The sequence below is a fragment of the Marinobacter sp. UBA3607 genome (assembly GCF_002375525.1).
GTDB lineage: Bacteria > Pseudomonadota > Gammaproteobacteria > Pseudomonadales > Oleiphilaceae > Marinobacter > Marinobacter vinifirmus.
Genome location: NZ_DFLY01000015.1, coordinates 1 through 21,607 on the forward strand (window position 1 = coordinate 1; position 21,607 = coordinate 21,607).

Annotated in this window: 20 protein-coding genes; 14 read left to right on the forward strand and 6 right to left on the reverse strand. The window is 61.1% G+C overall.

The genetic code is table 11. The features are described from left to right. Positions 1–92: 92 nt before the first annotated feature. Positions 93–440: a DUF503 domain-containing protein gene (locus B2589_RS05240; protein WP_058341978.1), complete on the forward strand. Its 348-nt coding sequence runs from the start codon at positions 93–95 to the stop codon at positions 438–440. Between the two features lie 182 nt (positions 441–622). Continuing rightward, positions 623–2,317: a pyridoxal-dependent aspartate 1-decarboxylase PanP gene (gene panP / locus B2589_RS05245; RefSeq protein WP_286815850.1), complete on the forward strand. Its 1,695-nt coding sequence runs from the start codon at positions 623–625 to the stop codon at positions 2,315–2,317. A 202-nt stretch (positions 2,318–2,519) separates the two neighbouring features. Here panP and B2589_RS05250 read toward each other — a convergent pair whose 3' ends face one another. Then, the gene (locus tag B2589_RS05250) at positions 2,520–2,786 is read right to left on the reverse strand and encodes a hypothetical protein (protein ID WP_286815851.1); all 267 of its coding nucleotides are present in this window, start codon (positions 2,784–2,786) and stop codon (positions 2,520–2,522) included. A gap of 102 nt (positions 2,787–2,888) precedes the next feature. Continuing rightward, positions 2,889–4,454, reverse strand: coding sequence for an inorganic phosphate transporter (locus B2589_RS05255; protein WP_286815852.1), 1,566 nt, complete (start codon positions 4,452–4,454; stop codon positions 2,889–2,891). Between the two features lie 194 nt (positions 4,455–4,648). On the opposite strand from B2589_RS05255, the gene B2589_RS05260 reads away from it, so the two are divergent. From B2589_RS05260 to B2589_RS05270, 3 genes are all read left to right on the forward strand, one after another. After that, positions 4,649–5,752 carry a GGDEF domain-containing protein gene (locus B2589_RS05260; RefSeq protein ID WP_286815853.1) on the forward strand — a complete coding sequence of 368 codons (1,104 nt, stop codon included), beginning with the start codon at positions 4,649–4,651 and terminating at the stop codon, positions 5,750–5,752. A gap of 69 nt (positions 5,753–5,821) precedes the next feature. Next, entirely contained in the window at positions 5,822–6,268 is a 447-nt protein-coding gene (locus B2589_RS05265; protein ID WP_199452926.1) for a flavodoxin, read from the forward strand. 107 nt (positions 6,269–6,375) lie between these two features. Beyond that, positions 6,376–8,931, forward strand: a complete 2,556-nt coding sequence (locus B2589_RS05270) for an EAL domain-containing protein (protein ID WP_286815854.1) — start codon at positions 6,376–6,378, stop codon at positions 8,929–8,931. On the opposite strand, the gene tesB is transcribed toward B2589_RS05270, so the two are convergent. The 3 genes from tesB to rubA all read right to left on the reverse strand — a co-directional run bounded on the left by tesB (position 8,898) and on the right by rubA (position 11,190). Beyond that, positions 8,898–9,758: an acyl-CoA thioesterase II gene (gene tesB, locus B2589_RS05275; protein WP_286815855.1), complete on the reverse strand. Its 861-nt coding sequence runs from the start codon at positions 9,756–9,758 to the stop codon at positions 8,898–8,900. The genes B2589_RS05270 and tesB overlap by 34 nt on opposite strands. Before the next feature lie 90 nt (positions 9,759–9,848). Beyond that, the gene (locus tag B2589_RS05280) at positions 9,849–11,006 is read right to left on the reverse strand and encodes an NAD(P)/FAD-dependent oxidoreductase (protein WP_286815856.1); all 1,158 of its coding nucleotides are present in this window, start codon (positions 11,004–11,006) and stop codon (positions 9,849–9,851) included. Between the two features lie 16 nt (positions 11,007–11,022). Further along, the gene (rubA, locus tag B2589_RS05285; RefSeq protein ID WP_022988488.1) at positions 11,023–11,190 is read right to left on the reverse strand and encodes a rubredoxin RubA; all 168 of its coding nucleotides are present in this window, start codon (positions 11,188–11,190) and stop codon (positions 11,023–11,025) included. Between the two features lie 191 nt (positions 11,191–11,381). On the opposite strand from rubA, the gene B2589_RS05290 reads away from it, so the two are divergent. The 8 genes from B2589_RS05290 to B2589_RS05325 all read left to right on the forward strand — a co-directional run bounded on the left by B2589_RS05290 (position 11,382) and on the right by B2589_RS05325 (position 18,689). Beyond that, on the forward strand, positions 11,382–11,939 hold the full coding sequence (locus tag B2589_RS05290) for a hypoxanthine-guanine phosphoribosyltransferase (protein ID WP_094624938.1): 558 nt from the start codon (positions 11,382–11,384) through the stop codon (positions 11,937–11,939). Beyond that, positions 11,920–12,471: a chorismate--pyruvate lyase family protein gene (locus B2589_RS05295; protein WP_286815857.1), complete on the forward strand. Its 552-nt coding sequence runs from the start codon at positions 11,920–11,922 to the stop codon at positions 12,469–12,471. The genes B2589_RS05290 and B2589_RS05295 overlap by 20 nt, the downstream gene beginning before the upstream one ends. Before the next feature lie 77 nt (positions 12,472–12,548). Further along, positions 12,549–13,433, forward strand: coding sequence for a 4-hydroxybenzoate octaprenyltransferase (gene ubiA, locus B2589_RS05300; protein ID WP_286815858.1), 885 nt, complete (start codon positions 12,549–12,551; stop codon positions 13,431–13,433). Positions 13,434–13,567: 134 nt separating this feature from the next. Further along, positions 13,568–14,260 (forward strand): phosphate regulon transcriptional regulator PhoB, encoded by a 693-nt coding sequence (gene phoB / locus B2589_RS05305; protein ID WP_286815859.1) that lies wholly within the window; start codon positions 13,568–13,570, stop codon positions 14,258–14,260. Between the two features lie 50 nt (positions 14,261–14,310). Continuing rightward, positions 14,311–15,627 carry a phosphate regulon sensor histidine kinase PhoR gene (gene phoR / locus B2589_RS05310; RefSeq protein WP_022988493.1) on the forward strand — a complete coding sequence of 439 codons (1,317 nt, stop codon included), beginning with the start codon at positions 14,311–14,313 and terminating at the stop codon, positions 15,625–15,627. A gap of 114 nt (positions 15,628–15,741) precedes the next feature. Next, the gene (locus B2589_RS05315) at positions 15,742–16,968 is read left to right on the forward strand and encodes a lytic murein transglycosylase (RefSeq protein WP_414673931.1); all 1,227 of its coding nucleotides are present in this window, start codon (positions 15,742–15,744) and stop codon (positions 16,966–16,968) included. Between the two features lie 3 nt (positions 16,969–16,971). Beyond that, the gene (locus tag B2589_RS05320; RefSeq protein WP_286815860.1) at positions 16,972–18,000 is read left to right on the forward strand and encodes a metal-dependent hydrolase; all 1,029 of its coding nucleotides are present in this window, start codon (positions 16,972–16,974) and stop codon (positions 17,998–18,000) included. Beyond that, the gene (locus B2589_RS05325) at positions 18,000–18,689 is read left to right on the forward strand and encodes a pseudouridine synthase (RefSeq protein ID WP_286815861.1); all 690 of its coding nucleotides are present in this window, start codon (positions 18,000–18,002) and stop codon (positions 18,687–18,689) included. Before B2589_RS05320 ends, B2589_RS05325 begins: the two co-directional genes overlap by 1 nt. 6 nt (positions 18,690–18,695) lie before the next feature. Here B2589_RS05325 and B2589_RS05330 read toward each other — a convergent pair whose 3' ends face one another. Continuing rightward, the gene (locus tag B2589_RS05330) at positions 18,696–19,193 is read right to left on the reverse strand and encodes an asparaginase domain-containing protein (RefSeq protein ID WP_232901176.1); all 498 of its coding nucleotides are present in this window, start codon (positions 19,191–19,193) and stop codon (positions 18,696–18,698) included. A 182-nt stretch (positions 19,194–19,375) separates the two neighbouring features. Between B2589_RS05330 and B2589_RS05335 the strand changes: the two genes are divergently transcribed. Beyond that, positions 19,376–21,574, forward strand: a complete 2,199-nt coding sequence (locus B2589_RS05335; RefSeq protein ID WP_286815862.1) for an EAL domain-containing protein — start codon at positions 19,376–19,378, stop codon at positions 21,572–21,574. Positions 21,575–21,607: the final 33 nt, after the last annotated feature.

Consider the following 21,607-nt stretch of genomic DNA (forward strand, 5'->3'; position numbering starts at 1 on the left):
GCGGAGCAGAAGCGCCACATGGAAGTGCCGAAGGAGCGGTTTTTGGAAAGCCATCCCCCGCCGGTTCCTGCACCAACACGCGGAACCAGACCATGTCAGAAGCCCTGAGAAAACTGCTGAAAGAAGGCAAAACCCCACAACAGCACCAGGACATCACCCCCCACGTAGGCGTCCTGACCCTGCACTTCCAGCTCTACGGCTGCGAAGACATAAAAGCCAAACGCAAAGCCTTCACCGCCATGAAAGCCATCTGGGGCAAAGAACCCGACCTGGCTGTGGCTGAAACCGCCGACCACGAAGCCCTCGACTGCGCCACCTGGACCATCGCCGCCCTCGGCGCCAGCGCCCAGCAAATCACCCAGCGCCTCGACCAGGTCGAAAAAGACATACAGGAGCGCATAGACGCCCCCATCCTCGACATCCACCGGGAAATCCTCTGAGCCACGCCCCGAAAGCCCCGGGGCATAGCGTCAAACCCGCACAGGCCTTATACTACGGCCCCTCAAGGAGTAGATGACCTGCCTGCCGGCGGGCCACCAAATTCAATGTCGGGCCCAGCCCGGCCCCGTCCGCCGGGTTTCCGGAACCGACCCGCGGACAACCCCTGAGTGTGTGTGGTGCTATGACCGGAAAGAAAAAATCCGCCCAGGCCTCGGTCGAGGCAATGTATCGCGTGTTCACGGTGCCCGAAGCCCCGGAATCCACGCTCAGCCGTATCGACCAGAATATCTCCAGCAACCTGGCCGGGTTCCTGCAGGAGCACATCGTTGCCGTTGAACGGGATCTCTCGGAAGTCGAAAAAGACTTCTCCGACTATGTGATCCCGGAAAAACCCGTGTTCGTCTCAGAACAGGCCCAGTTCCTGCTCGACAAACTGGTCGCCAACTCCGTACACACCGCCTCACCGGCCTTTATCGGTCATATGACATCGGCACTGCCTTACTTCATGCTGCCGCTGTCAAAAATCATGATTGCCCTGAACCAGAACCTGGTCAAAACCGAAACCTCCAAGGCCTTCACCCCCATGGAGCGCCAGGTACTGGGCATGATCCACCGGCTGGTGTACCAGCAGGACGGCTCCTTCTACCGGAAATGGATGCACGACCCCCGGCACGCCCTGGGCGCCATGTGCTCCGGCGGCACCATCGCCAACCTGACAGCCCTGTGGGTGGCCCGCAACCGCGCCTTCCCCGCCGAAGGCAGCTTCCGCGGCCTGCACGAAGAAGGCCTGTTCCGGGCCCTGAAATACTACGGCTACGAAGGCGCCGCCATCGTGGTGTCCAAGCGTGGCCACTACTCCTTGCGCAAAGCCGCTGACGTCCTCGGCCTGGGCCGCGACGCCCTGGTGCCGGTCGCAACCGACGAATACAACCGCATCCTGCCCGACGCCCTGCGCGACAAGTGTCTGGAACTGCAGAAACAGAAAATCAAGGTCATGGCCATCTGCGGCGTGGCCGGCACCACCGAAACCGGCAACGTAGACCCGCTCGACAGCATGGCCGACATCGCCCGCGAATTCGGTGCCCACTTCCACGTAGACGCCGCCTGGGGTGGCCCGACCCTGTTCTCCCGCACCTACAAACACCTGCTGCGGGGTATCGAACAGGCCGACTCCGTCACCTTCGACGCCCACAAACAGCTGTACGTACCCATGGGTGCCGGCCTGGTCGTCTTCAAAGACCCCAGCCTGGCCAGCGCGGTAGAACACCACGCCCAGTACATCATCCGTAAAGGCTCAAGAGACCTCGGCAGCACCACCCTCGAAGGCTCCCGCCCGGGCATGGCCATGCTGATCCACTCCGGCCTGAAAATCCTGGCCCGGGAAGGCTACGAAATCCTGATCAACCAGGGCATCGAAAAAGCCAGGACCTTCGCCGGCATGATCGACGAACAACCGGACTTCGAACTCATCACCCGTCCGGAACTCAACATCCTGACCTATCGCTACTGCCCGGAACCGGTCCAGCAGGCCCTGGCCATGGCCGACGAACTGCAGGCCGAAAAGCTCAACACCTGCCTGAACCGCATCACCAAGTTCATCCAGAAAACCCAGCGGGAACGCGGCAAAGCATTTGTGTCCCGAACCCGACTGGAACCGGCCCGTTACTACCACTTCCCGTGCATCGTGTTCCGGGTAGTGCTGGCTAACCCGTTAACAACGCCGGAGATCCTGGCAGACATCCTGGAAGAACAGCGGGAATTATCAAAGGATGAGGGTATTGCAGACGAAATGGCCATCCTGCATCAGATGGCGGAAGCGGTATTGAGCCCCAGGCCATCAAAGGCAAAGAACAGGCTTAAGTCAGCCCAGGGATAACACCGGCCAGAAAGAACGAGGCCAATTCCTTAAGGTGACATTGAAAACTGGCGGCATGACGTATGCCCGGGGCGGGGTGTGCGAGGAGCTGTTCAAAAATTTGCGGAGCCAGGGATGGCGGAGCAGAAGCGCCACAGGGATGTGCCGAAGGAGCGGTTTTTGAACAGCTCCTCGCACACCCTGCCCTGCACCTGGCTAAGCTTTAATACAGGGCCTCTTCGTCATCCAGCACCTCGTGCAGGATCTCCAGGAACATCTTGTCCGCCTCACTCCAGTTCTCCGGAATCCGGATCGTGGTGTTGGCACTGATCTCGCGGGCGATCAATTCATCGGAGTTCGGCTGCCCCTTATACTTACGGGCAATCTCCATGGATTTGACGGCAATCGTCGGCTCGCTCATGACCTTCTTGATAAACACCCGTAACTCTTCAATCATTCTGGCCTGACGGCTCTCGGAAGATGAACTCATTCCTGACTCCCTGAAAAATAGCGTTGAAGCAAAACGGCCCGCACAGGGCCTGATGCTCATAGTATGGCCAAACCGCGGGGCACTAACCAGCCCCGCCCGGCATTAAACCATCAAACCCCGCAGGGCGAAGAACAGGAATGCAGCCATCAGGGCAGACGCCGGCACGGTGATAATCCAGGCCGCGGCAATCTTCACCAAGTGGGAGCGCTTGACCATCTCTTCCTTGTAAATCTTCTTCAGGCGCTTGCGCTCGGACTTGGACAGCGGCACCTGTTCCTTTTTCTTCTTCGCTTGCTTGAGCAGCTTTTCCATTTCCTCCACAGAGGCGTTGCGGAAATCGTCCAGGAACGGCTTCAGGCGTTCCTGGTCCGCCGGGTCATGGTGCTCGATCATCTTGTGCAGCTGGCTGGCGTAGTTGGACTTCAGATACTCCCGCAGGAAGCCCACACCGAACACGCCACCGATAGCGATATGGGTTGAACTGACCGGCAGGCCCAGCTGGGACGCCAGGATTACCGTCAGTGCCGCAGACAGGGCGATACAGAAGGCCCGGGTCTTGTCCAGCTCGGTAATCTCGCTGCCCACGGTCTTGATCAGGCGCGGGCCGAACAACATCAAGCCAACGGCCAGGCCAAGCGCACCCACCATCATGACCCACAGCGGAATGCTGGCAGAGGTCACCACGCCACCACCGGCGCGAATAGCATCGTTGATCGCAGCCAGCGGCCCGATGGCATTGGCGACGTCGTTCGCCCCGTGGGCAAAGCTGAGCAACGCGGCGGCAAAGATCAGTGGCCAGGTGAACAGCGTGTTCACGCCCTTGGAACTGTTTTCCATGGTCGCGGCACGACGGCTCACCAGGTTGCGCATGATGAACCACACCACGGCAGCCACCACCAGGCCTATGATCGACGCCGACAGGAAATCCACCTTTACGATTTTCTTCACGCCCTTGAGCATCAGATAGGTTGTGAACGCCCAGGCCATGATCGATACCAGGACGGGCACAAAGGTACGGGCCGACGACACCAGGTTCTGCCGGTACAACACGGTTTTCTTGATGGCAAACAGGAACAGCGCCGCCAGGGCACCACCCAGTACCGGGGAAATCACCCAGCTGGCGGCAATCTTGCCCATCACGCCCCAGTCGGCAATAGCCCAGCCACCGGCCGCAATGCCGGCACCCAGCACGCCACCGACAATCGAATGGGTGGTGGACACCGGGGCACCCATCCAGGTGGCCAGGTTCAGCCACAGGGCGCCAGCCAGCAGGGCCGCGGTCATCAGCCAGACAAAGGCGCGCGGATCATCCAGGGTTGTCGGGTCAATAATGCCGCCTTTGATGGTCGACACCACGTCGCCACCGGCAATCAATGCGCCGGCCGCTTCAAACACCGCCGCCAGCAGCACCGCAGCTCCCAGCGACAGGGCACCGGAGCCCACTGCCGGGCCCACGTTGTTGGCGACGTCGTTGGCGCCGATATTGATGGCCATGTAACCGCCGATCACGGCAGCGGCCATCAACAACATGCTGTTGGGCAAGCCCTGGCTGAAGGAACCGACAATTAGCCAGACGCAGAGCAGGAAAAGTACGCTGAAACCGACCCTGTACCGTTCCGTGGAGGGGCTGCTGAGAAGGTTATCCAGAAAGCTGCTGGAACGGGCCATAAAAGAACATATCTCTTGTGAACAGAATAATGGAATCCGGCAATCTTGCCGCGCGCAAACTATAAAATTTTTATCATGAAATTGAAACCGGACTGTCATGAAGGCGAAAGGTCACAAATCGGACAGACATCACTCCAAAGTCGCGATTTTTTGGCGCATACTTCGCAAAAACCTGTCAAAAAGAACAACACAAGATGACGGATACACCCAGCGCCAGCCAGATCATATCCACAGACCATGAAGACCGGCAGATCTCCCGGCTACTGAACGGGTTGTCGGGCATGGCCCTGCTGTTCCTGACCGGCATCGGCCTGAAGGCCTGGTTTGCCGACCATCACAGCCACGCCATCGTGCTGTGGCTGTTCAATGTACCGGTGCTGGCCAATATGCTCTGGTATGCCCGGACCGGCAACCGGCTGACACAGAAGGTCGGGCTACTGACAACCGTTGCCCTGCTGTTCGCCTACCTGATTGCCTCGGGCGGAGAGGGCAACACCGGGCCCTTGTGGTTCTATGTATTCCCGCCCCTGCTGTTTTTCCTGACCAGCCTGAAAGCCGGCACAGCTATCCTGCTGTTCTGCTACCTGCTGGCGATCATTGTGTTCCAGTTCCCCGACCTGCCCGGGGTAACCGGCGAATACTCGACCGACTTCAAAATCCGGTTTTTCGCCACCCTGACCTTCGAATCCATTTTCTGCTTCGTCCTCGAAGCGGGCCGGCTCCAGACCCGAAACAAACTGGTCAAGCTGGCACAAAGCCACGAACAGGCCGCCCGCACCGACGAACTCACCGGCCTGGCCAACCGCCGGTATATGCACAGCCGCCTGACCGCGGAATTCTCGCGTTACCAGCGCTCGGGGCACCACTTCTCCGTGGTCCTGATCGACCTGGACCTGTTCAAGCGGATTAACGATAACTACGGGCACGATGCCGGCGACACTGCCCTCCAGCACTTTGCCAGGCTGGTGCGCCAGGTGATCCGGCAAACCGACGTCGCTGCGCGCTGGGGCGGCGAAGAATTCCTGATCCTGCTGCCAGACACCACGCTGCTGCAGGCCCTCAGCCTGGCCGAGCGACTGCGTACAGAAGTCGCCAGCGCAAAGTTCCAGCATCAGGGCCAGGAGCTTCCGGTCACCATCAGCGCCGGGGTTTGCTCCATTTCCAAGGCCGGTTCGGTGAACGAACTGCTCAAGCAGGCCGACCTCAACCTGTACAGTGCCAAGGGTGACGGCCGCAACCGGATTGCCCCAAGGGTACGCAGCCAGGACAGCCAGGTGCCAGAAGAAAGCCCGGCTTGAGCCCTGCCGCGGGCACCGCTAACATCGCCGCCAGTATTCCATGCACATTCACCAACATCAGGCAGTAACATGGCAGCAATTCGCATACTTACCGGCAGTGTTTACGGGGGCGCCCTGCTGACAGCGCGCCGTATCAAGCAGGAACTGGAACCCGAAGGGCACACCGTCACGGTTCTGGAAAATCCAACCCTGGCCGATATCACCGACAACCAGGACGCGTTGCTGGTGTGTACCTCCACCACTGGCCAGGGTGAAATCCCCGACAACCTGTTGCCGTTTTATCTGGACTTGCGCGAACAATTGCCTCAGCAGCCTGGCCGCCCCTTTGGCGTGATCGTGCTGGGCGACAGCTCCTATGGCGACACCTTTTGCGGTGCCGGAGACCTGATGGAAGAGGCGCTGTATGAAACCGGCGCCCGCAAGGTCGGTGACACCCTGCGGATTGATGCACTGGAAACCATGGAGCCGGAGGCCGAAGCCCTGCCCTGGGTCCGGGATTGGATTAACGGGATTTGACCAATAATTACACAAGTTACCAAAAGTCTGCAGGTTACGGCTTGAGCCGCCCCAGACGACAGGCCATACTCAGGCCATAACGACAAGAACGGTAACCTGTGATTCTGATGCAACTGGCCCGACCCCTGGCAGCCCTGCTGATTCTTCTGGCGCTTTCGCTTCCCGCCATGGCGGCCAGTGATGGCTATATTCCGGCCATTGAGTACCTGAGACTGGCGCCGGACGACCAACGCAGCCCGCAACAGGCCCTGGAATCCGGCGACTGGCAAATCCTGAACGGACAAACGCCCAATTTCGGTTACACCCGGGACCAGGTCTGGCTGCAGTTTCCGATCAGCCAGCCCGGAACCACCAATCTCCTGGAGATCGCCTACCCGCATCTGGATCGAATCGATTTCTATCTGTTGCGGGACGGCGAAATCCAGCTGAGCTATCAGACCGGCGACCGCATGCCGTTCTCGGAGCGCCCGGTGGAACACCCCCATTTCCTGTTCCCGTTCCAGCTTGAAGCTGATCACAACTACCGCATTTTGCTGAGAATCGACACCGACGGCGCCATGCAGGTGCCGCTCCGGCTCTGGAACAATCGCAGCTTTTTTGAGAAGAGCTCCGTTGAAAGCCAGGTTCACGCCCTGTACTACGGCATCCTGATTACCGCCATCTGCTTCAACCTGTTTGTGTTCCTGGCACTCAGGGAATCCATCTATCTTTATTACGTGCTCTCGACCCTGGGCTACCTGATCCTGATCGGCACCCTGAACGGTACTACCTACCAGTTCCTGTGGCCGACACTCCCTGCAGTTCAGAGCAACGCCATGGTGCTGTCGATACCATTGGCCATGCTGTTCACCCTCATGTTCTCACGGTCGTTCCTCAAGCTGCGCGAGTGCAGCCCCCGGCTCGACCGTCTCATGCTCGCCACTATCTTGCTGAACGGAGCACTGGCGCTGTCGACCATGGTGATTGATTACGGCACTGGTATCCGGCTAACCGTGGCCCTGGCAATTCCCAGTTGCCTGCTGCTTACTGTCGTCGGCCCCCTGCAATGGGCCCGAGGCAACCCACAGGCGGTGTACTACACCCTGGCCTGGGGGGCTGTGACCCTGGGCAGTGCCATTACCGCCGCCAACAAGTATGGCCTGATTCCCACCAGTTTCTTCTCGGTCTATGGCATGCAGCTGGGTTCTGCCTTCCAGGCGATCCTGCTCAGCCTGGCTCTGGCCATCCGGATCTATCACGAGCGCCAGCAGAAAGTGCTGGCCCAGGAGGCGGAACTCAAGGCACTCGAAGCTCGGCGCACAGCCGAACTCCGGCTGATGGACCAGGCCTTGCACCATCCGCTCACTGGCCTGCCCAATCGCAGCAGCTACGAAATGCGCCTGAACGAACTGATCCGGAGTCAGCGTGGTAAACGCTTTGGTGTCGTAATCATCCACCTGAACAACCTGTACCCGGTGACCAAAACTCTGGGCCACCGCAACACCGACCGCATTCTGGAGCTGGCCTCCAAACACTACAACGCGGTGATCAAGGATGTACCTGGGGCCATCTCTCTGGAGCAGACCGACAACCGAACCTTCTTCCTGGCCAGCCTCGACCCGCAAACCTTTGCCTTTGTGGTGGATGCTGACCAGGCGCTGTCGGTGCCCAGAATCGTGCTGCGCAGCATTGAAGAGATCCGCTACCCGGTAGATTTCCTTGGCATGCAGGTTCCCCTGAACCCACAGCTGGGCGTGGCTTTCTACCCAACTCACGGAAACGATGCCAACACCCTGATTCGCCGGGCGGTGATCGCCGAAGGTTCTGACCGCGCCCGAGACCGCGGAATTGCCTACTACAAATCCTCCCGGGACTCCTACAGCGCCGACCGACTGACTCTGGTCTCCGACCTGCGCCACGCCATCGATCACAATGAGTTGACTCTTTACCTGCAGCCCAAGCTGTGCCTGCGCACCCGCGCCATTACCGGACTTGAGGCACTGATTCGCTGGCCAAGGCGGGAACAGCCGGTTCGGCCCGATGAAATCATCGCGGTGGCCGAACAGACCGGGCTGATCAAACCCCTGACCCGATGGGTGCTGAAAGAGGCCCTGGAAATGCGGGGGCGGCTGCTGGAGATCGGCTGGGATGCCGGAATCGCCGTCAACATCTCGCCCAACAATCTACGGGAACCGGATTTTGCCGTGTTCGTGCAACGGTTGATGCAAAGCTACCAGATCCACTCCGGGGCCATCACCTTCGAGGTCACGGAGACCTCCATGATGCAGGACCCCACCAATTCCCTGCGGGCGCTGAACGCGCTTGATGCCGCGGGCATTCCGCTCTCCATTGACGACTTCGGGTCCGGCTATTCGTCGCTGTCCTACATCAAGCAGTTGCCGGCCGGCGAAATCAAAATCGACCGTTCACTGATTACCGATATAGTGGAACGGGAGCAGGATAGAGTGATCGTGCGCACCACCATCGACATGTGCCACAGCCTCGGCTACACCGTCGTGGCCGAGGGGGTGGAGGATGATAAAACCCTGTCGCTGTTGAAAGACATGGGGTGTGATATGGTGCAGGGCTACTTCCTCACCCGGCCGCTACCCTTTGATGACATGGTCGACTGGCTAAGGGGTTACAACCCTCAGGCCTTACGTTCCCGGATCAGTGCTTCCTGAGTGGTCGAAGCCACCAGCACGCCATCCCGGGTGAAGAAGTTACCGCGATTAAAACCGCGACCGCCGGAGGCGCTGGGGCTATCCTTATCGTACAGCAGCCATTCGTCCATGCGGAAATCCCGGTGGAACCAGATGGCGTGGTCCAGGCTGGCCACCTGCATGTTCCGGTTCATAAAGCTGCGGCCGTGGGGTGCCATGGAGGTGCCCAGGAACGAGAAATCCGAGGCGTAGGTCAGCAGGCAGCGGTGCAAGGCAGGATCATCCGGCAGGGGCCCCAGGGCACGGAACCAGTCCTGGCGGTAGGGCGGTTGCTTCTCCGGCTTGAGCGGGTTACCGGGGTTCACCGGGCGAATTTCGATGGGCCGCTCGCGGGTAAGCACCTCCCGAAGTTTCTCCGGCACCTGGTCAACCAGCAGCTGGCCCAGTTCCTGTTCGGATTTCAGGGTTTCCGGCGCCGGTGCCTCAGGCATCGGAAACTGGTGGCTGAGGCCTGCCTCGGCCTCCTGGAACGACATAGAACCGGTCAGGATTTCCTTGCCATCCTGGCGGGCAATCACCCGCCGCACAGAAAAAGAACCGCCGTCACGAACCCGCTGAACCTCGTAATCAATCGGCATGCTGTGATTGCCGGGGCGCAGGAAGTAGGCGTGCAATGAATGGCACAACCGGCCTTCAACGGTGCGGCTGGCCGCCATCAACGCCTGGCCTAGTACCTGGCCGCCAAACACATGGGGAAAGCCGAGATTCTCACTGTCACCCTGAAAATGGTCATCTCCGATGGGCGACAAATCCAGCAAATCAATCAGCTTCCGGGTTATTTCCAGCATGCACGCTCCTGTTGTTTTGGTCAGGAGCCAGCGACCAGCTCCTTAGCTTACGAAAGAATTTCTACCTCAGGTGAAACAATTTCGCAACGCTCAGTCACTGTGGATGGGCGGCACTTCCCGCGACAACGCCTGTTTTTCCACGGCAAACCGACCGGTCACCGCAAAGCCGAGCACCTCGCCCGATGGCGACAGGAAACGGGCCTTCACGTCTGAACCCTCCTGCTCGATGTCCCATTCGCCTTCGGCGCCGGCCGGTGCCGGACACACCGCTGTGGGACAACAGGGGGTTTTGATCATCACCGGCATGGCACCATAGCTCACCTGGGTGCGTTCACCGGTGAGGGTTTTCGCCAGGGCGCGGGCACAGGCCATCAGCGGCAACACATACAGCAGCACCTGGCCATCTACCTCGGCACAGTCACCCAGGGCATAGACATCCGGCGCGGAGGTCTCCAGGGCCCGGTTAACCAGGATGCCGCGACCGGTTTCAATACCGGCCGCCCGGGCAAGCTCGGTGCGCGGCCGCAGGCCGACCGCCGAGACTACCAGGTCCGCTGCCAGGGTATCGTCATTGGCGAGCAACAGCTTTACGCCCTGCCCGTCACGATCAACCCTCTGCACTACCGTGCCCAGATGGAAGTTCACGCCCAGGGCCTGCAACTCCTGCTGCACGGCGTTGGCGGCAGCTTCCGGCAACAGGCTTGGCATCACTTGGGTATCGGGGGCAATCACATCAACCTCGTAGCCGCCATTGCGCAGGTCGTTGGCGAACTCGCAGCCGATCAGCCCGGCCCCCATGATGGCCACCCGCTTGCCACCTTCCAGGGCCTTGCGAAACGCCCGGTAATCCAGCAGGTCGTTGATGGAATAGACCCGGTCCAGACCATCACCGTCCAGGCCCAGGCGGATCACATCCGCACCCCAGGCCAGCACCAGTTTGCTGTAGGCCAGCCGCTCGTCGCCCAGCACCAGTTCGCGGGCACCGGTATCAATACCGGTAACGGTGGTGAACGTGCGAATGTCCACCGACAGCTGTTCGGCCATTGCCCCGGTGTCGCCCTGGGCCAGCCCCTCGGCATCCTTACCCTTGGTAAAGCCGGTGGACAGCATCGGCTTGGAGTAATTCACGCCATCGTCTGCGGTTACCATCACCACCGGAGTGGTTTTATCCAGCTTGCGCAGCTCCCGCACCAGCGAGTATCCGGACAATCCGGTACCTACTATTACAATCGGTGCCTGGTCGGTCATAGTCCTGCTCCGTTAATCAGCCGATTTCGATCATCTCGAAGTCTTCCTTGCCCACGCCACAGTCCGGGCACACCCAGTCATCCGGCACATCTTCCCACTTCGTGCCCGGCTCGATGCCGTCTTCCGGCCAGCCTTCGGCTTCGTCGTAAATCAGACCACACACTACACACTGCCACTTCTTCATACTTGCTCTCCGTTAAAATCCCGGGCGCCATAATACCCTCCGCCCGGCCTGTGACCAATGCCGCGCGAGACGCCGGTTGCCCGGGTTTTGTGCCAATAGGCATGATTACAGATAGTCCGTTCACCATCAGCCCCTCCCTTCAGGGCAACCGGTTCGGTATAATCGCCGGTTTTACGACAGGACCGACCGTTATGACCGATACCGTCGCGGAAATGAACCAGGTCATGGCTGAAGCCGACTGCCTGGTGGACGAACAACAGGTAAGTGCTGCCATCGACACCATGGCCTCGGCCATCACCGATCGCCTGAAAGATAGTAACCCGCTGTTGTTCTGCGTTATGAACGGTGGCCTGATCACTACCGGCCAGCTGTTGCCCCGCCTCAAATTCCCGGTGCAGGCGGAATACCTGCACGCCACCCGCTACCGCCAGGAAACCACCGGCGGTATCCTCGAGTGGAAACTCCAGCCGGAATCCGACATGAAAGACCGCACGGTGCTGATTGTCGACGACATCCTGGATGAAGGCACCACCCTGTGCGCCATCGCTGACTACTGCCTGGCCCACGGCGCCCGGGAAGTGCTGACAGCGGTACTGGTCGACAAGATTCACGAACGCAAGGCCCGTCCGGGCCTGAAAGCCGACTTCACAGGCCTCTACGTTGAAGACCGCTTCCTGTTCGGCTACGGCATGGACTACAAAGGTTACTGGCGTAACGCCCCCGGCATCTATGCTGTCAAAGGACTCTGACCGGGAAAACAGCCTGAAGATCCCGCCTACCCGCTGGTACCGGTCGCTGGCTGCGGCCGGGCTGCGCAACCCGGAGGTTCACGGCCCGGCCCGCTACTGGCTGCAGGTGGAAGGGTCTTTCACCCAGGCCATGAAGCACCGGTGCCTCGAGAGCTTCCATGTGGAAGTCGCGCGCGAAGGCTACGCCACGCCGTTCCCGGAAGAGGTTCGCCGGCTCGGGCTGCAGCCCCGACAACAGGCCTGGATCCGCGAAGTCCGCCTGTGCGGCGATGGCCAGCCCTGGGTCCTGGCCCGCACCGTCATCCCCCACCACTGTTTTGAAGGCAAGGGCAGGCAACTGCGCCACCTGGGCAACAAGCCCCTGGGTGCCTTTCTGTTCAGCAGTCCGGACTGGTCACGGGGGCCGCTGGAAACCGGCCTGTGCCAGCCCGATCATCCGCTTCAGCCCCGGCTGGCCCGGCGCTCCCTGTTCCACCACGGCAAAAACGCCCTGATGGTGGGCGAATACCTGTTGCCGGTGCTGTACCGGTAAGCTTCGGTTTAACCCCCGGGCCCTGGCTGGCTATAATTCGGTGTTTGCCACGCACCTGACCCACGGAAGAGCGCACCATGTTGCAGAATGCCCTGCCAGACCCTGTCCAGGCACGCCTGGCCGACTACGCCCGCCTGCTTCGCATTGACCGGCCTATCGGCAGCCTGCTGTTGCTCTGGCCCACCTTCTGGGCACTCTGGCTGGCCGGCGACGGCAGCCCGTCTATTGCCAACGTCATTATCTTCACCCTGGGCGTGTTCTTTATGCGGGCCGCCGGCTGCGCCATCAACGACTTTGCCGACCGGGACTGGGATCGCCACGTAAAACGCACCCAGGACCGCCCCCTGACCACCGGCCGCATCCAGTCCTGGGAAGCCGTTGCCCTGTTTCTGGGCCTGTGCCTGGTTTCCTTCCTGATGGTAGTACTGTTCACCAACCGGCTGACCCTGTACCTGTCCTTCGGCGGCGCCCTGCTGGCGTTTATCTATCCGTTCATGAAGCGCTACACCCACCTGCCCCAGCTGTTTCTGGGGGCCGCATTCTCCTGGGCCATCCCCATGGCCTGGGCCGCCCAGGCCAACGAGCTGAGCCAGCTTACCTGGCTGCTGTTCACCGCCAACGTGTTGTGGACCGTGGCCTACGATACGCTCTATGCCATGGTGGACCGGGATGACGACCTGAAAATCGGCATTAAATCCACCGCCATCCTGTTCGGCGAAGCCGACCGGGCGATCATCGGCATACTGCAGGCGCTGGTGGTGCTGATCCTGGTAATTGTAGGAGGCCAGGCAGAACTGGGCGCGTTCTGGTATCTGGGCGTGGCGGTAATGGCAGGCCTGTTTGCCTATCACCAGTACCTGGCCCGCGACCGTGCCCGGGAAGGTTGCTTCAAGGCCTTCCTGAACAACAACTGGGCCGGGTTTGCGGTATTTGCCGGGCTGGTGATCGACCAGCTTCTCTGAGTTGCCAGCAGGCACGGAACCGCCGCCAACTCAACCGTGTCATATACTTGTAACAAAGACGCGTTGTAATGAGCCAGCAACATTACTGGGGAGCGCAAACCCTGCTCCCGGGGTTCTGACACAGGTTGAAGCACATGAATGGAAAAACTGTCCTGATCGTCGATGACGAGCCAGCCATCCGCGAAATGATCGCCGTGGCCCTCGAAATGGCTGATTACGACTACCTCGAGGCAGAGGATGCCCGCCAGGCCCACGCCCTGGTAGTTGACCGGCAGCCAGACCTGATCCTGCTGGACTGGATGCTCCCGGGCACCAGTGGTGTCGAGCTGGCACGGCGGCTGAAAAAGGAAGAGGCAACCGCCGACATCCCGATTATCATGCTGACCGCCAAGGTTGAGGAAGACAACAAGATCCAGGGCCTGGAAGTCGGCGCCGATGATTACATCACCAAGCCCTTCAGCCCGCGGGAACTGGTTGCCCGGCTGAAAGCGGTACTGCGCCGGGCAACGCCGGCCGGCGTCGACAGCCCGATCGAAGTGGACGGGCTGACCCTGGACCCGGTCGGCCACCGGGTAACCACGCCGGCAGGTGCCCTGACCATGGGCCCCACCGAGTACCGGTTGCTGCAGTTTTTCATGACCCACCAGGAACGGGTCTATACCCGGTCGCAGTTGCTGGACCAGGTCTGGGGTGGCAATGTCTATGTTGAAGAGCGTACGGTAGACGTACATATCCGGCGCCTGCGCAAGGCCCTTGGCGACCGCTACGACCACCTGGTCCAGACCGTCCGGGGCACCGGCTACAGGTTCTCCACCAGGGTCGCATAACCGCTTCGGCCCCTGGCCTGATACCAGAACACAGAACAAGGCTGCGCCCGATGCAACACAAGTGGTCACGATATCTGCGCCTGATCCTGGCCATCCTGGCCAGTACCACGCTGGTTGGCCTGTATTTTGGTGAACCGGTATACGGCTTGCTGGTTGGCCTGGTGGGTTACCTCTGGTGGACCCTGATCCAGGCCCGCCGCCTGTACCAGTGGCTGGACAACCCGGACGCCAGCGAAGAAGCGCCCCAGAGTATCGGCATGTGGGGCAGCATCTTTGATGGCCTGAACAAGCTGCACCAGAGCCACCTGCGCACACAGGACCGCCTCCGGGCCCGCATCAACCGGGTTCAGGAATCCACCAATGCCATGCGCGACGGTGTGATCATGACCGACGCCCGGGGCACCATGGAATGGTGGAACGGCTCTGCCGAACACCTGCTGGGGTTCCGGCGCAGTACCGACCGGGGCCAGTACATCCACAACCTGATCCGAAACCCGGCCTTCAAGGCCTACTTCGACTCCCGGGACTACCGGGAACCGCTGGAACTGAACTCCCCGGCCAAGCCCCATCTCCACCTGCAAATCCAGATCAGCCTGTTCGGCGACGACGACCGCCTGATCGTGGCCAAGGACGTTACCCGGTTGTACCAGCTGGAACAGATGCGCCGGGACTTCGTGGGCAACGTTTCCCATGAAATGCGCACCCCGCTAACGGTAATCAGCGGCTACCTCGAAACCCTCGTTGACCATGCCGACGAACTGCCACCCAAGTGGCGCCGGGCCATCAACACCATGGCCGCCCAGTCATCCCGGATGGAAGCACTGATTACCGACCTGATCCTGCTGTCGCGTATTGAAACCGGTGAACACACGGTAGATGACACCCTTGCCGACATGGATGCCCTGCTGAACCAGATCTGTCACGACGCCCAGGCCCTGAGCGGCAGCAAACAGCACCGCATTACCGTCAATATTTCAGACCACCGGCTGCTGCAGGGCGATGAAAGCCAGCTGCGCAGCGCCTTCTCCAACCTGGTGTTCAACGCCGTGAAGTACACGCCGGCGGAAGGCGAAGTGACCGTGTCCTGGACGGCCAACCGCGACGGCGCCCATTTGTCCGTCAAAGACAGCGGTATCGGCATCGACCCGGTTCACATTCCCCGCCTGACCGAGCGCTTCTACCGCGCCGACCCGAGCCGGCACAAAGACACCGGTGGCACCGGCCTGGGACTGGCCATCGTCAAACACGTGCTGATTAACCACGATGGCAACCTGGAAATCCGCAGCAAACCCGGCGAAGGCAGCGAATTCATCTGCCACTTCCCCCGCGAGCGGCTGGTAGAACGGGTACCGGAACTCCGGGATTAAAGAATTGTCACTCCCGGGCCGGTTCAGCGGTATTTCCGAACCGTAAAAACGCGCTAACATGGCATTCATACCCGCCCATTCATCTTGCGAGGTTTTACTGTGGCCAATCAGCCGATGCCGGGGCCAGTACGTCACGCCCTGACTGCCCTTTTCCTGCCAGCCCTGCTCTTTACCAGCCAGGCTTCGATGGCAGAACTACCCACCATGACCGACGCCGCCTTTGCAGAGTGCAAGGCAGTCCTGCAAGACAAAGCAGTCCAGGCCGGTGTCAGTGCCGACACCGCCAGCCGGGTGATGGCCGATGTCAGCTACCTGGAGCGGGTCATCGAACTGGACCGCCGGCAACCGGAGTTCACCACCACCTTTGCCGACTACCTGAACCGCCGGGTTAACGAAAGCCGGATCAGCAAGGGCCGGGAAATGCTGGCCGAACACAAGGACCTGCTGGCCCGGGTGACCCGGGAAACCGGTGTGCCTGCGCCCTACCTGGTGGCGTTCTGGGGCCTGGAAACCAACTACGGCAGCTACTTCGGCAAGATGCAGGTGCCCAGTGCCCTGACCACCCTGGCCTGTGACCCGCGCCGCACGACCTTCTTCACCGAACAGCTGATTGCCGCCCTGCGCATTATCGACGAGGGCGCCATTCCGGCAGAACAGATGGAAGGCTCCTGGGCCGGCGCCATGGGCCACGTCCAGTTCATGCCCACGGTGTTCCTGAAACACGCCGTAGACGCCGATGGCGATGGCCGCCGGGACCTGTGGAACAGCCTGCCCGATGCCATGATGTCGGCCGGCAAGTTCCTGGAATCCATGGGCTGGGACGGCGACTACCGCTGGGGCCGGGAAGTGTTACTGCCCGAAAACTTTGACTTCAGCCAGGCCGATGGTCGCCGGCTGCCCCTGGCCGAGTGGCGGAAACTGGGCATTACCGATGCCTTCGGTAACGCCCTGGCCCAGGAGCCCATTAAAGCCGCACTGGTGGTGCCCAGCGGCCACCAGGGCCCGGCCTTCCTGGCTTACAGCAACTTCCGGGTCATCATGGGCTGGAACCGCTCAGAGTTCTACGCCATCGCCGTTGGCCACCTGGCCGACCGGGTGGCCGGTGCCGGCGGCTTGCAGAACCCACCACCGGAAGACCAGCCTGCCTTATCCCGGGATCAGATCATGCAGCTGCAGGAAAGCCTGAACGCCAAGGGCTACAGCAGCGGCGAGCCTGACGGCATTCTGGGTTCCAACACCCGCAAGGCCATCCGCCAGTACCAGAAAGCCGAAGGCCTTATTGCCGACGGCTTTCCGTCCGGGCAACTGCTGCAGGCGCTGGATATCCAGGCCGGTAGCTGAACCATGGACTCCATTACCCAGGCCGCCCTTGGCGCCACCCTGGCCGGAGCCGTGGCCGGCAAAACCCTGGGGCGGTCGGCACTGCTGACCGGCGCCTTGCTGGGCACCCTGCCGGACCTCGACGTAGTCATCGACTATGGCACCGCGGTCGCCAACTTTACCCAGCACCGGGGCTTCAGCCATTCCCTGCTGATTCTCGCGCCCCTGTCGCTGCTGATCGCCTGGGGCCTGTGGCGCTGGAAGCCGGTTATCAGCTACCGGCGATGGCTGGCGCTGGTAGCGCTTATCCTGATCACCCACCCCCTGCTGGACGCGTTCACCACCTACGGCACCCAGCTGTTCTGGCCGTTCGGCACACCGGTGGCCATCAACAGCATTTTCATTATTGACCCGCTCTACACCCTGCCGCTGCTGGCCGGCTGCCTGGCGTTTCTGGTGCGCCCGCCGGCCCGCACGGCGCTGAGCCTGGCACTGGGGCTATCCACCCTGTATCTGGGCTGGACGCTGGTTGCACAGCAGATCATCACCGACAGGGTTCAACCGGCACTGGCCCGGGCCGGGCTGGAACAGCCGGCCCTGATGGTACAACCCATGCCGTTCAATACCCTGTTATGGCGAGCCACGGCCATCACCGACGACACCCGGGTAGAAATTGTCACAGGGTTTCTGGACCAGACTCCGGAACTGACACTGGAGTACTTCCCCCGCAATCCGGTGCTCCGGGCCCGGGTAGCTGGCTTGCCGGAAGCCCGGCGCCTTGAGTGGTTCACCCGGGGCTTCCTGCATTATGAGCAGGCCGGCCAACAGATTACCGCCACCGACATCCGCCTGGGCATTCCCGGCGCGCATCCGTTTACCTTTACCCTGGCGAACCTCTCGGATCAGGGTTTAGCCCCGATCCCCAGCGGCCGGCTGGACAGGCCGGCCATCAATCCGGACGCCCTGCCGCTGCTCTGGGCCCGGCTGACCGGAGAACTGCCGGTGCTGTGCCTGGCCACACTGGCCCCGCCGGCTCAGGGGCATACTTGCTGATGCGCCTGGACCAATACCTTGCCAGCGGCACCGGGTTGTCCCGCAAAGACGCCAAACGGGCCATCACCGGCAAGCGGGTTCAGGTGAACGGCCAGTTGTGCCGCAGCACCAGCGCCAACATCAACACCGGCGACAGCGTGCTGCTCGACGGCGAGCCGGTGACCCTGCCCGGCGAGCAGTACCTGATGCTGCACAAACCCGCCGGTGTGATCAGCGCCACCACCGACAGTAGCCAGCCCACCGCGCTGGACCTGCTGCCACCGGAACTGGCGCGGCAGGTGCACATTGCCGGACGGCTCGACAAAGACACCACCGGACTCCTGCTGCTCACAAGCGATGGCCAGTGGTCGCACCGGGTTACCTCGCCCCGGCGGGACTGCCCGAAAACCTATCGGGTACAGCTGGCCGAGCCCTTAACGGCAGAAGCCCGACAGGCCCTGGAACAAGGCATTCAGCTCAACGGAGAAGACACGGCCACGCGACCGGCGCAGGTGGTGGCCTGTTCCGAACAGGAGATAGAGCTGACCATCAGCGAAGGCCGTTACCACCAGGTCAAACGCATGCTGGCGGCGGTGGGAAACCATGTCACGACACTGCACAGACAACGCATCGGCGCGATTGAACTGGATGCAGGGCTGGCACCGGGCCAGTTTCGGGAACTGACCCGGTCAGAAATCGATTCGGTTTAACGAGCGCTACCGGGCTGCGTCATCGATACGTTCGAACTTCTGGGCCTCCAGGTTCTTGCGCACCGCTCCCGCCTCGAACACCTCGCCATTCATCGCAATGTAGACCCCCGGCGGCAGTAGCCGGGCCGCCGCCCAGGCAAAGCCGATATTGAAGATGGCATCGGTACGACGCATCCGGGCCGGTTGCATGGCCCCGGTCAGCACAATGGTGCGATCGGGCAGGGTTTTCAGGACCTGGGCCGTCTGGGCCATGGTGTCGGTGCCATGGGTGATAATAATGCGGGAATGTTCGGTCTGCTTTACCGCCTCGAGAATACTGTCGCGGTCGTCATCGGTCAGTTCCAGGCTATCTTTACGCATCAGCTCCCGGATGGCATAGCCCTCATGGATATTCGACTCTGCCAGCAATTCCGGCAACAGGCTGTCGCCGATCTCGAACTTGCTGTTGGCATCAAAGTACACCTTGTCGATGGTGCCGCCGGTGGTCAGTATCTGGATGGTCACGGGGTATCCTCTGTTGGAATGGAGCTATCGGGAACAGGTCTCATTTTAACCATCCCCATGAAACTCCAAATGTAAAATATCTTTAAATGCATTAAAATTTGTTCAAATTCATAATGTTGCAAGATGTTATATCGAGTAACATTATGTATCAAAGCCTTTGCACCAACCAGGATTGCTACGGAATGGGCGCAGCCTCCACAAACCAACACAGCCCAGAGCAAGCCCCGGGGCGGCGCGCCGGTGGCAACGGGCTGCAGCGCTGGTTTCCGTTTGTGGTGCTGCTGGTAGTGGCAATCTATGGTTTGCTGGCGGCATTTCTGGGCCAACAAGCTTCGTCGCTGGTTGGCGACACAGCCATCGCCGAGCCTGACCTGCCGGTCATGGTCTGGAAGTCCTTCGTCACCGGCATGCTGGTGTTTGCCCTGCTGCTGAACCTGAGCATTGTCATCAGGCTTCGCCGGCCCGGGCTGGCCTGGCTCAGTGTGCTGATGGTGGGCGTTATCTACAGCCAGCTGGTGATGGATGGCCTGGGGCTCTGGCTGATCTGGCCCGGCATACCGGAGCTCAACGCCCTGCTGTCCGTCAGCCTGCCACTATGCCTGATTGCCCTGTGTGAATTCACCCCCCACTTTATTGCCGTGGGCCGGCAAGGCGCCCGGCTACTCCGGGGCTTCAGCCTGGCCGCCGGCCTGCACCTGCTGGCGGCCCCCTTCGCCATCGGCCCGCTGGGGCAGGATGTGTTCCTGATAGTTGCCGCCACCGGTGGCGTGTTCATCTTCGGACTGGTGCTGGGGCAGATCCGCAAGCACGTCTACGCCCGTTATTTCGCCCTGTCGGTACTGGCCATTCTGGTCGGCGCACTCACCACGTCCCTGACAACCATCGGCTGGCTGCCGGTCAGTCCACTGACGGACTCCGCGTTTTTTCTGGGGGCAGCCGCCGGCTCCCTGATCCTCACCAGCGGTGTCGGCCGGCTGTTACTGGAAGAGCGCAAACGCCGGCTGAGCGCCGACATCCGCGCCCGGGAAGAACAGGCACTGCGCGCGCGCATCGAACAGGATTACGACCGGGTCCTGAAAACCCACCGGGTAACCGGCAAACCCAACCGCCCCATGCTGGAAGAGGCACTGACCGCCATCGACAGCCGGCAAACCCCTTACACGCTGTGCATGGTGCGGCTGACCCGCTTCAATGAACTGGAGCAGGCGCTGGGTTACCGCTCTGCCGAAGAGCTGTTGAGGCAGTACCTGCGGAAGATGAACCGGTTCTTGAAACAGGCATTAGGCGAGCAGATGATTCCCATCAACGGCTATGCCATTGCCACACTGGATACCGTCAACCATGCCTTTGCCCTGCGCCGCAGCCCGAACCAGCCGGAGCTCGAAACCCGCGCCCTGAGTGCCATTGCCGACTGGTTATCGGGCAACTTCATGGAAGGCCGGTTTTCGTTCTCCTGGGCTGCGTCACTGGGCATTGCCCACGCCCCGGAGCATGGCACCGCCGCCGGCAGCTTGCTGTCGGCGGCGGGCTTTGCCTCCCTGAACAGCGACAATGCCCTGAGTGTTTATGACCCGTCTATTGCCGAGTGGCAGTACCGCCAGCAGATCCTGATGCTGGACGTTGAAGATGCCCTGAACTCCGGCAACATGTGGCTGGAATACCAGCCGAAAGTGAGTATCCGCGACGGCCGGATCAGCTCGGTGGAAGCCCTGCTGCGCTGGGAACACAGCGAATTCGGACGAATCCCCCCGGACCAGTGGATTCCGCTGGCCGAGGAAGTGGGCATTATCCACCAGGTTACCCGCTGGGTGCTGGACCGGGCCTGCCGTGATGCCAGCGGCCTGCGGGCAAGGTACGGCGACCACATCGCCATCAGCGTCAATATTTCCGCCAAGGACCTGGCTCACCCGCTGTTCCACGAACAGGCTCGGGCGATCCTGCGCCGGCACCACCTGCTGCCCCGGAATATCATCCTGGAGATCACCGAAACCGCCATGATGACCGACCCGGAGCTGGCCCGGCATACCATCGAAATCCTCAGCGACATGGGTTTCCGGATTGCCCTGGATGACTTCGGTTCCGGCCATTCCTCCCTGGGCACCCTGGCCCTGTTCCGGCTGGATGAACTGAAGATAGACCGCAGCTTCCTGCACAATGTGCTGGACTATCCGGCCCGCCAGAAAATCCTGAAAGCGGCACTGGAACTGGGCACCGCCCTGGACCTGGACGTTGTCGTGGAAGGTGTGGAAGAAGAAGCCATCGCCGTCTGGCTGCAACAGTTCCCCGGCCTGCAGGGGCAGGGTTATTACTGGGGTCAGCCCGCCCGGGCCAGCCTCGAATCAACAGGCGCACCCCTGCCCTCTCACGTAAGCGATCATTAGCCCGTCAATAGATGCAGACTCCAATGACCTGCA

Bases quoted from the DNA above. Each gene is read 5' to 3' on its own strand.
- B2589_RS05240 (WP_058341978.1), top strand. From the start codon at position 93: ATGTCAGAAGCCCTGAGAAAACTGCTGAAAGAAGGCAAAACCCCACAA.
- panP (WP_286815850.1), top strand. From the start codon at position 623: ATGACCGGAAAGAAAAAATCCGCCCAGGCCTCGGTCGAGGCAATGTAT.
- B2589_RS05250 (WP_286815851.1), bottom strand. From the start codon at position 2,786: ATGAGTTCATCTTCCGAGAGCCGTCAGGCCAGAATGATTGAAGAGTTA.
- B2589_RS05255 (WP_286815852.1), bottom strand. From the start codon at position 4,454: ATGGCCCGTTCCAGCAGCTTTCTGGATAACCTTCTCAGCAGCCCCTCC.
- B2589_RS05260 (WP_286815853.1), top strand. From the start codon at position 4,649: ATGACGGATACACCCAGCGCCAGCCAGATCATATCCACAGACCATGAA.
- B2589_RS05265 (WP_199452926.1), top strand. From the start codon at position 5,822: ATGGCAGCAATTCGCATACTTACCGGCAGTGTTTACGGGGGCGCCCTG.
- B2589_RS05270 (WP_286815854.1), top strand. From the start codon at position 6,376: ATGCAACTGGCCCGACCCCTGGCAGCCCTGCTGATTCTTCTGGCGCTT.
- tesB (WP_286815855.1), bottom strand. From the start codon at position 9,758: ATGCTGGAAATAACCCGGAAGCTGATTGATTTGCTGGATTTGTCGCCC.
- B2589_RS05280 (WP_286815856.1), bottom strand. From the start codon at position 11,006: ATGACCGACCAGGCACCGATTGTAATAGTAGGTACCGGATTGTCCGGA.
- rubA (WP_022988488.1), bottom strand. From the start codon at position 11,190: ATGAAGAAGTGGCAGTGTGTAGTGTGTGGTCTGATTTACGACGAAGCC.
- B2589_RS05290 (WP_094624938.1), top strand. From the start codon at position 11,382: ATGACCGATACCGTCGCGGAAATGAACCAGGTCATGGCTGAAGCCGAC.
- B2589_RS05295 (WP_286815857.1), top strand. From the start codon at position 11,920: ATGCTGTCAAAGGACTCTGACCGGGAAAACAGCCTGAAGATCCCGCCT.
- ubiA (WP_286815858.1), top strand. From the start codon at position 12,549: ATGTTGCAGAATGCCCTGCCAGACCCTGTCCAGGCACGCCTGGCCGAC.
- phoB (WP_286815859.1), top strand. From the start codon at position 13,568: ATGAATGGAAAAACTGTCCTGATCGTCGATGACGAGCCAGCCATCCGC.
- phoR (WP_022988493.1), top strand. From the start codon at position 14,311: ATGCAACACAAGTGGTCACGATATCTGCGCCTGATCCTGGCCATCCTG.
- B2589_RS05315 (WP_414673931.1), top strand. From the start codon at position 15,742: ATGCCGGGGCCAGTACGTCACGCCCTGACTGCCCTTTTCCTGCCAGCC.
- B2589_RS05320 (WP_286815860.1), top strand. From the start codon at position 16,972: ATGGACTCCATTACCCAGGCCGCCCTTGGCGCCACCCTGGCCGGAGCC.
- B2589_RS05325 (WP_286815861.1), top strand. From the start codon at position 18,000: ATGCGCCTGGACCAATACCTTGCCAGCGGCACCGGGTTGTCCCGCAAA.
- B2589_RS05335 (WP_286815862.1), top strand. From the start codon at position 19,376: ATGGGCGCAGCCTCCACAAACCAACACAGCCCAGAGCAAGCCCCGGGG.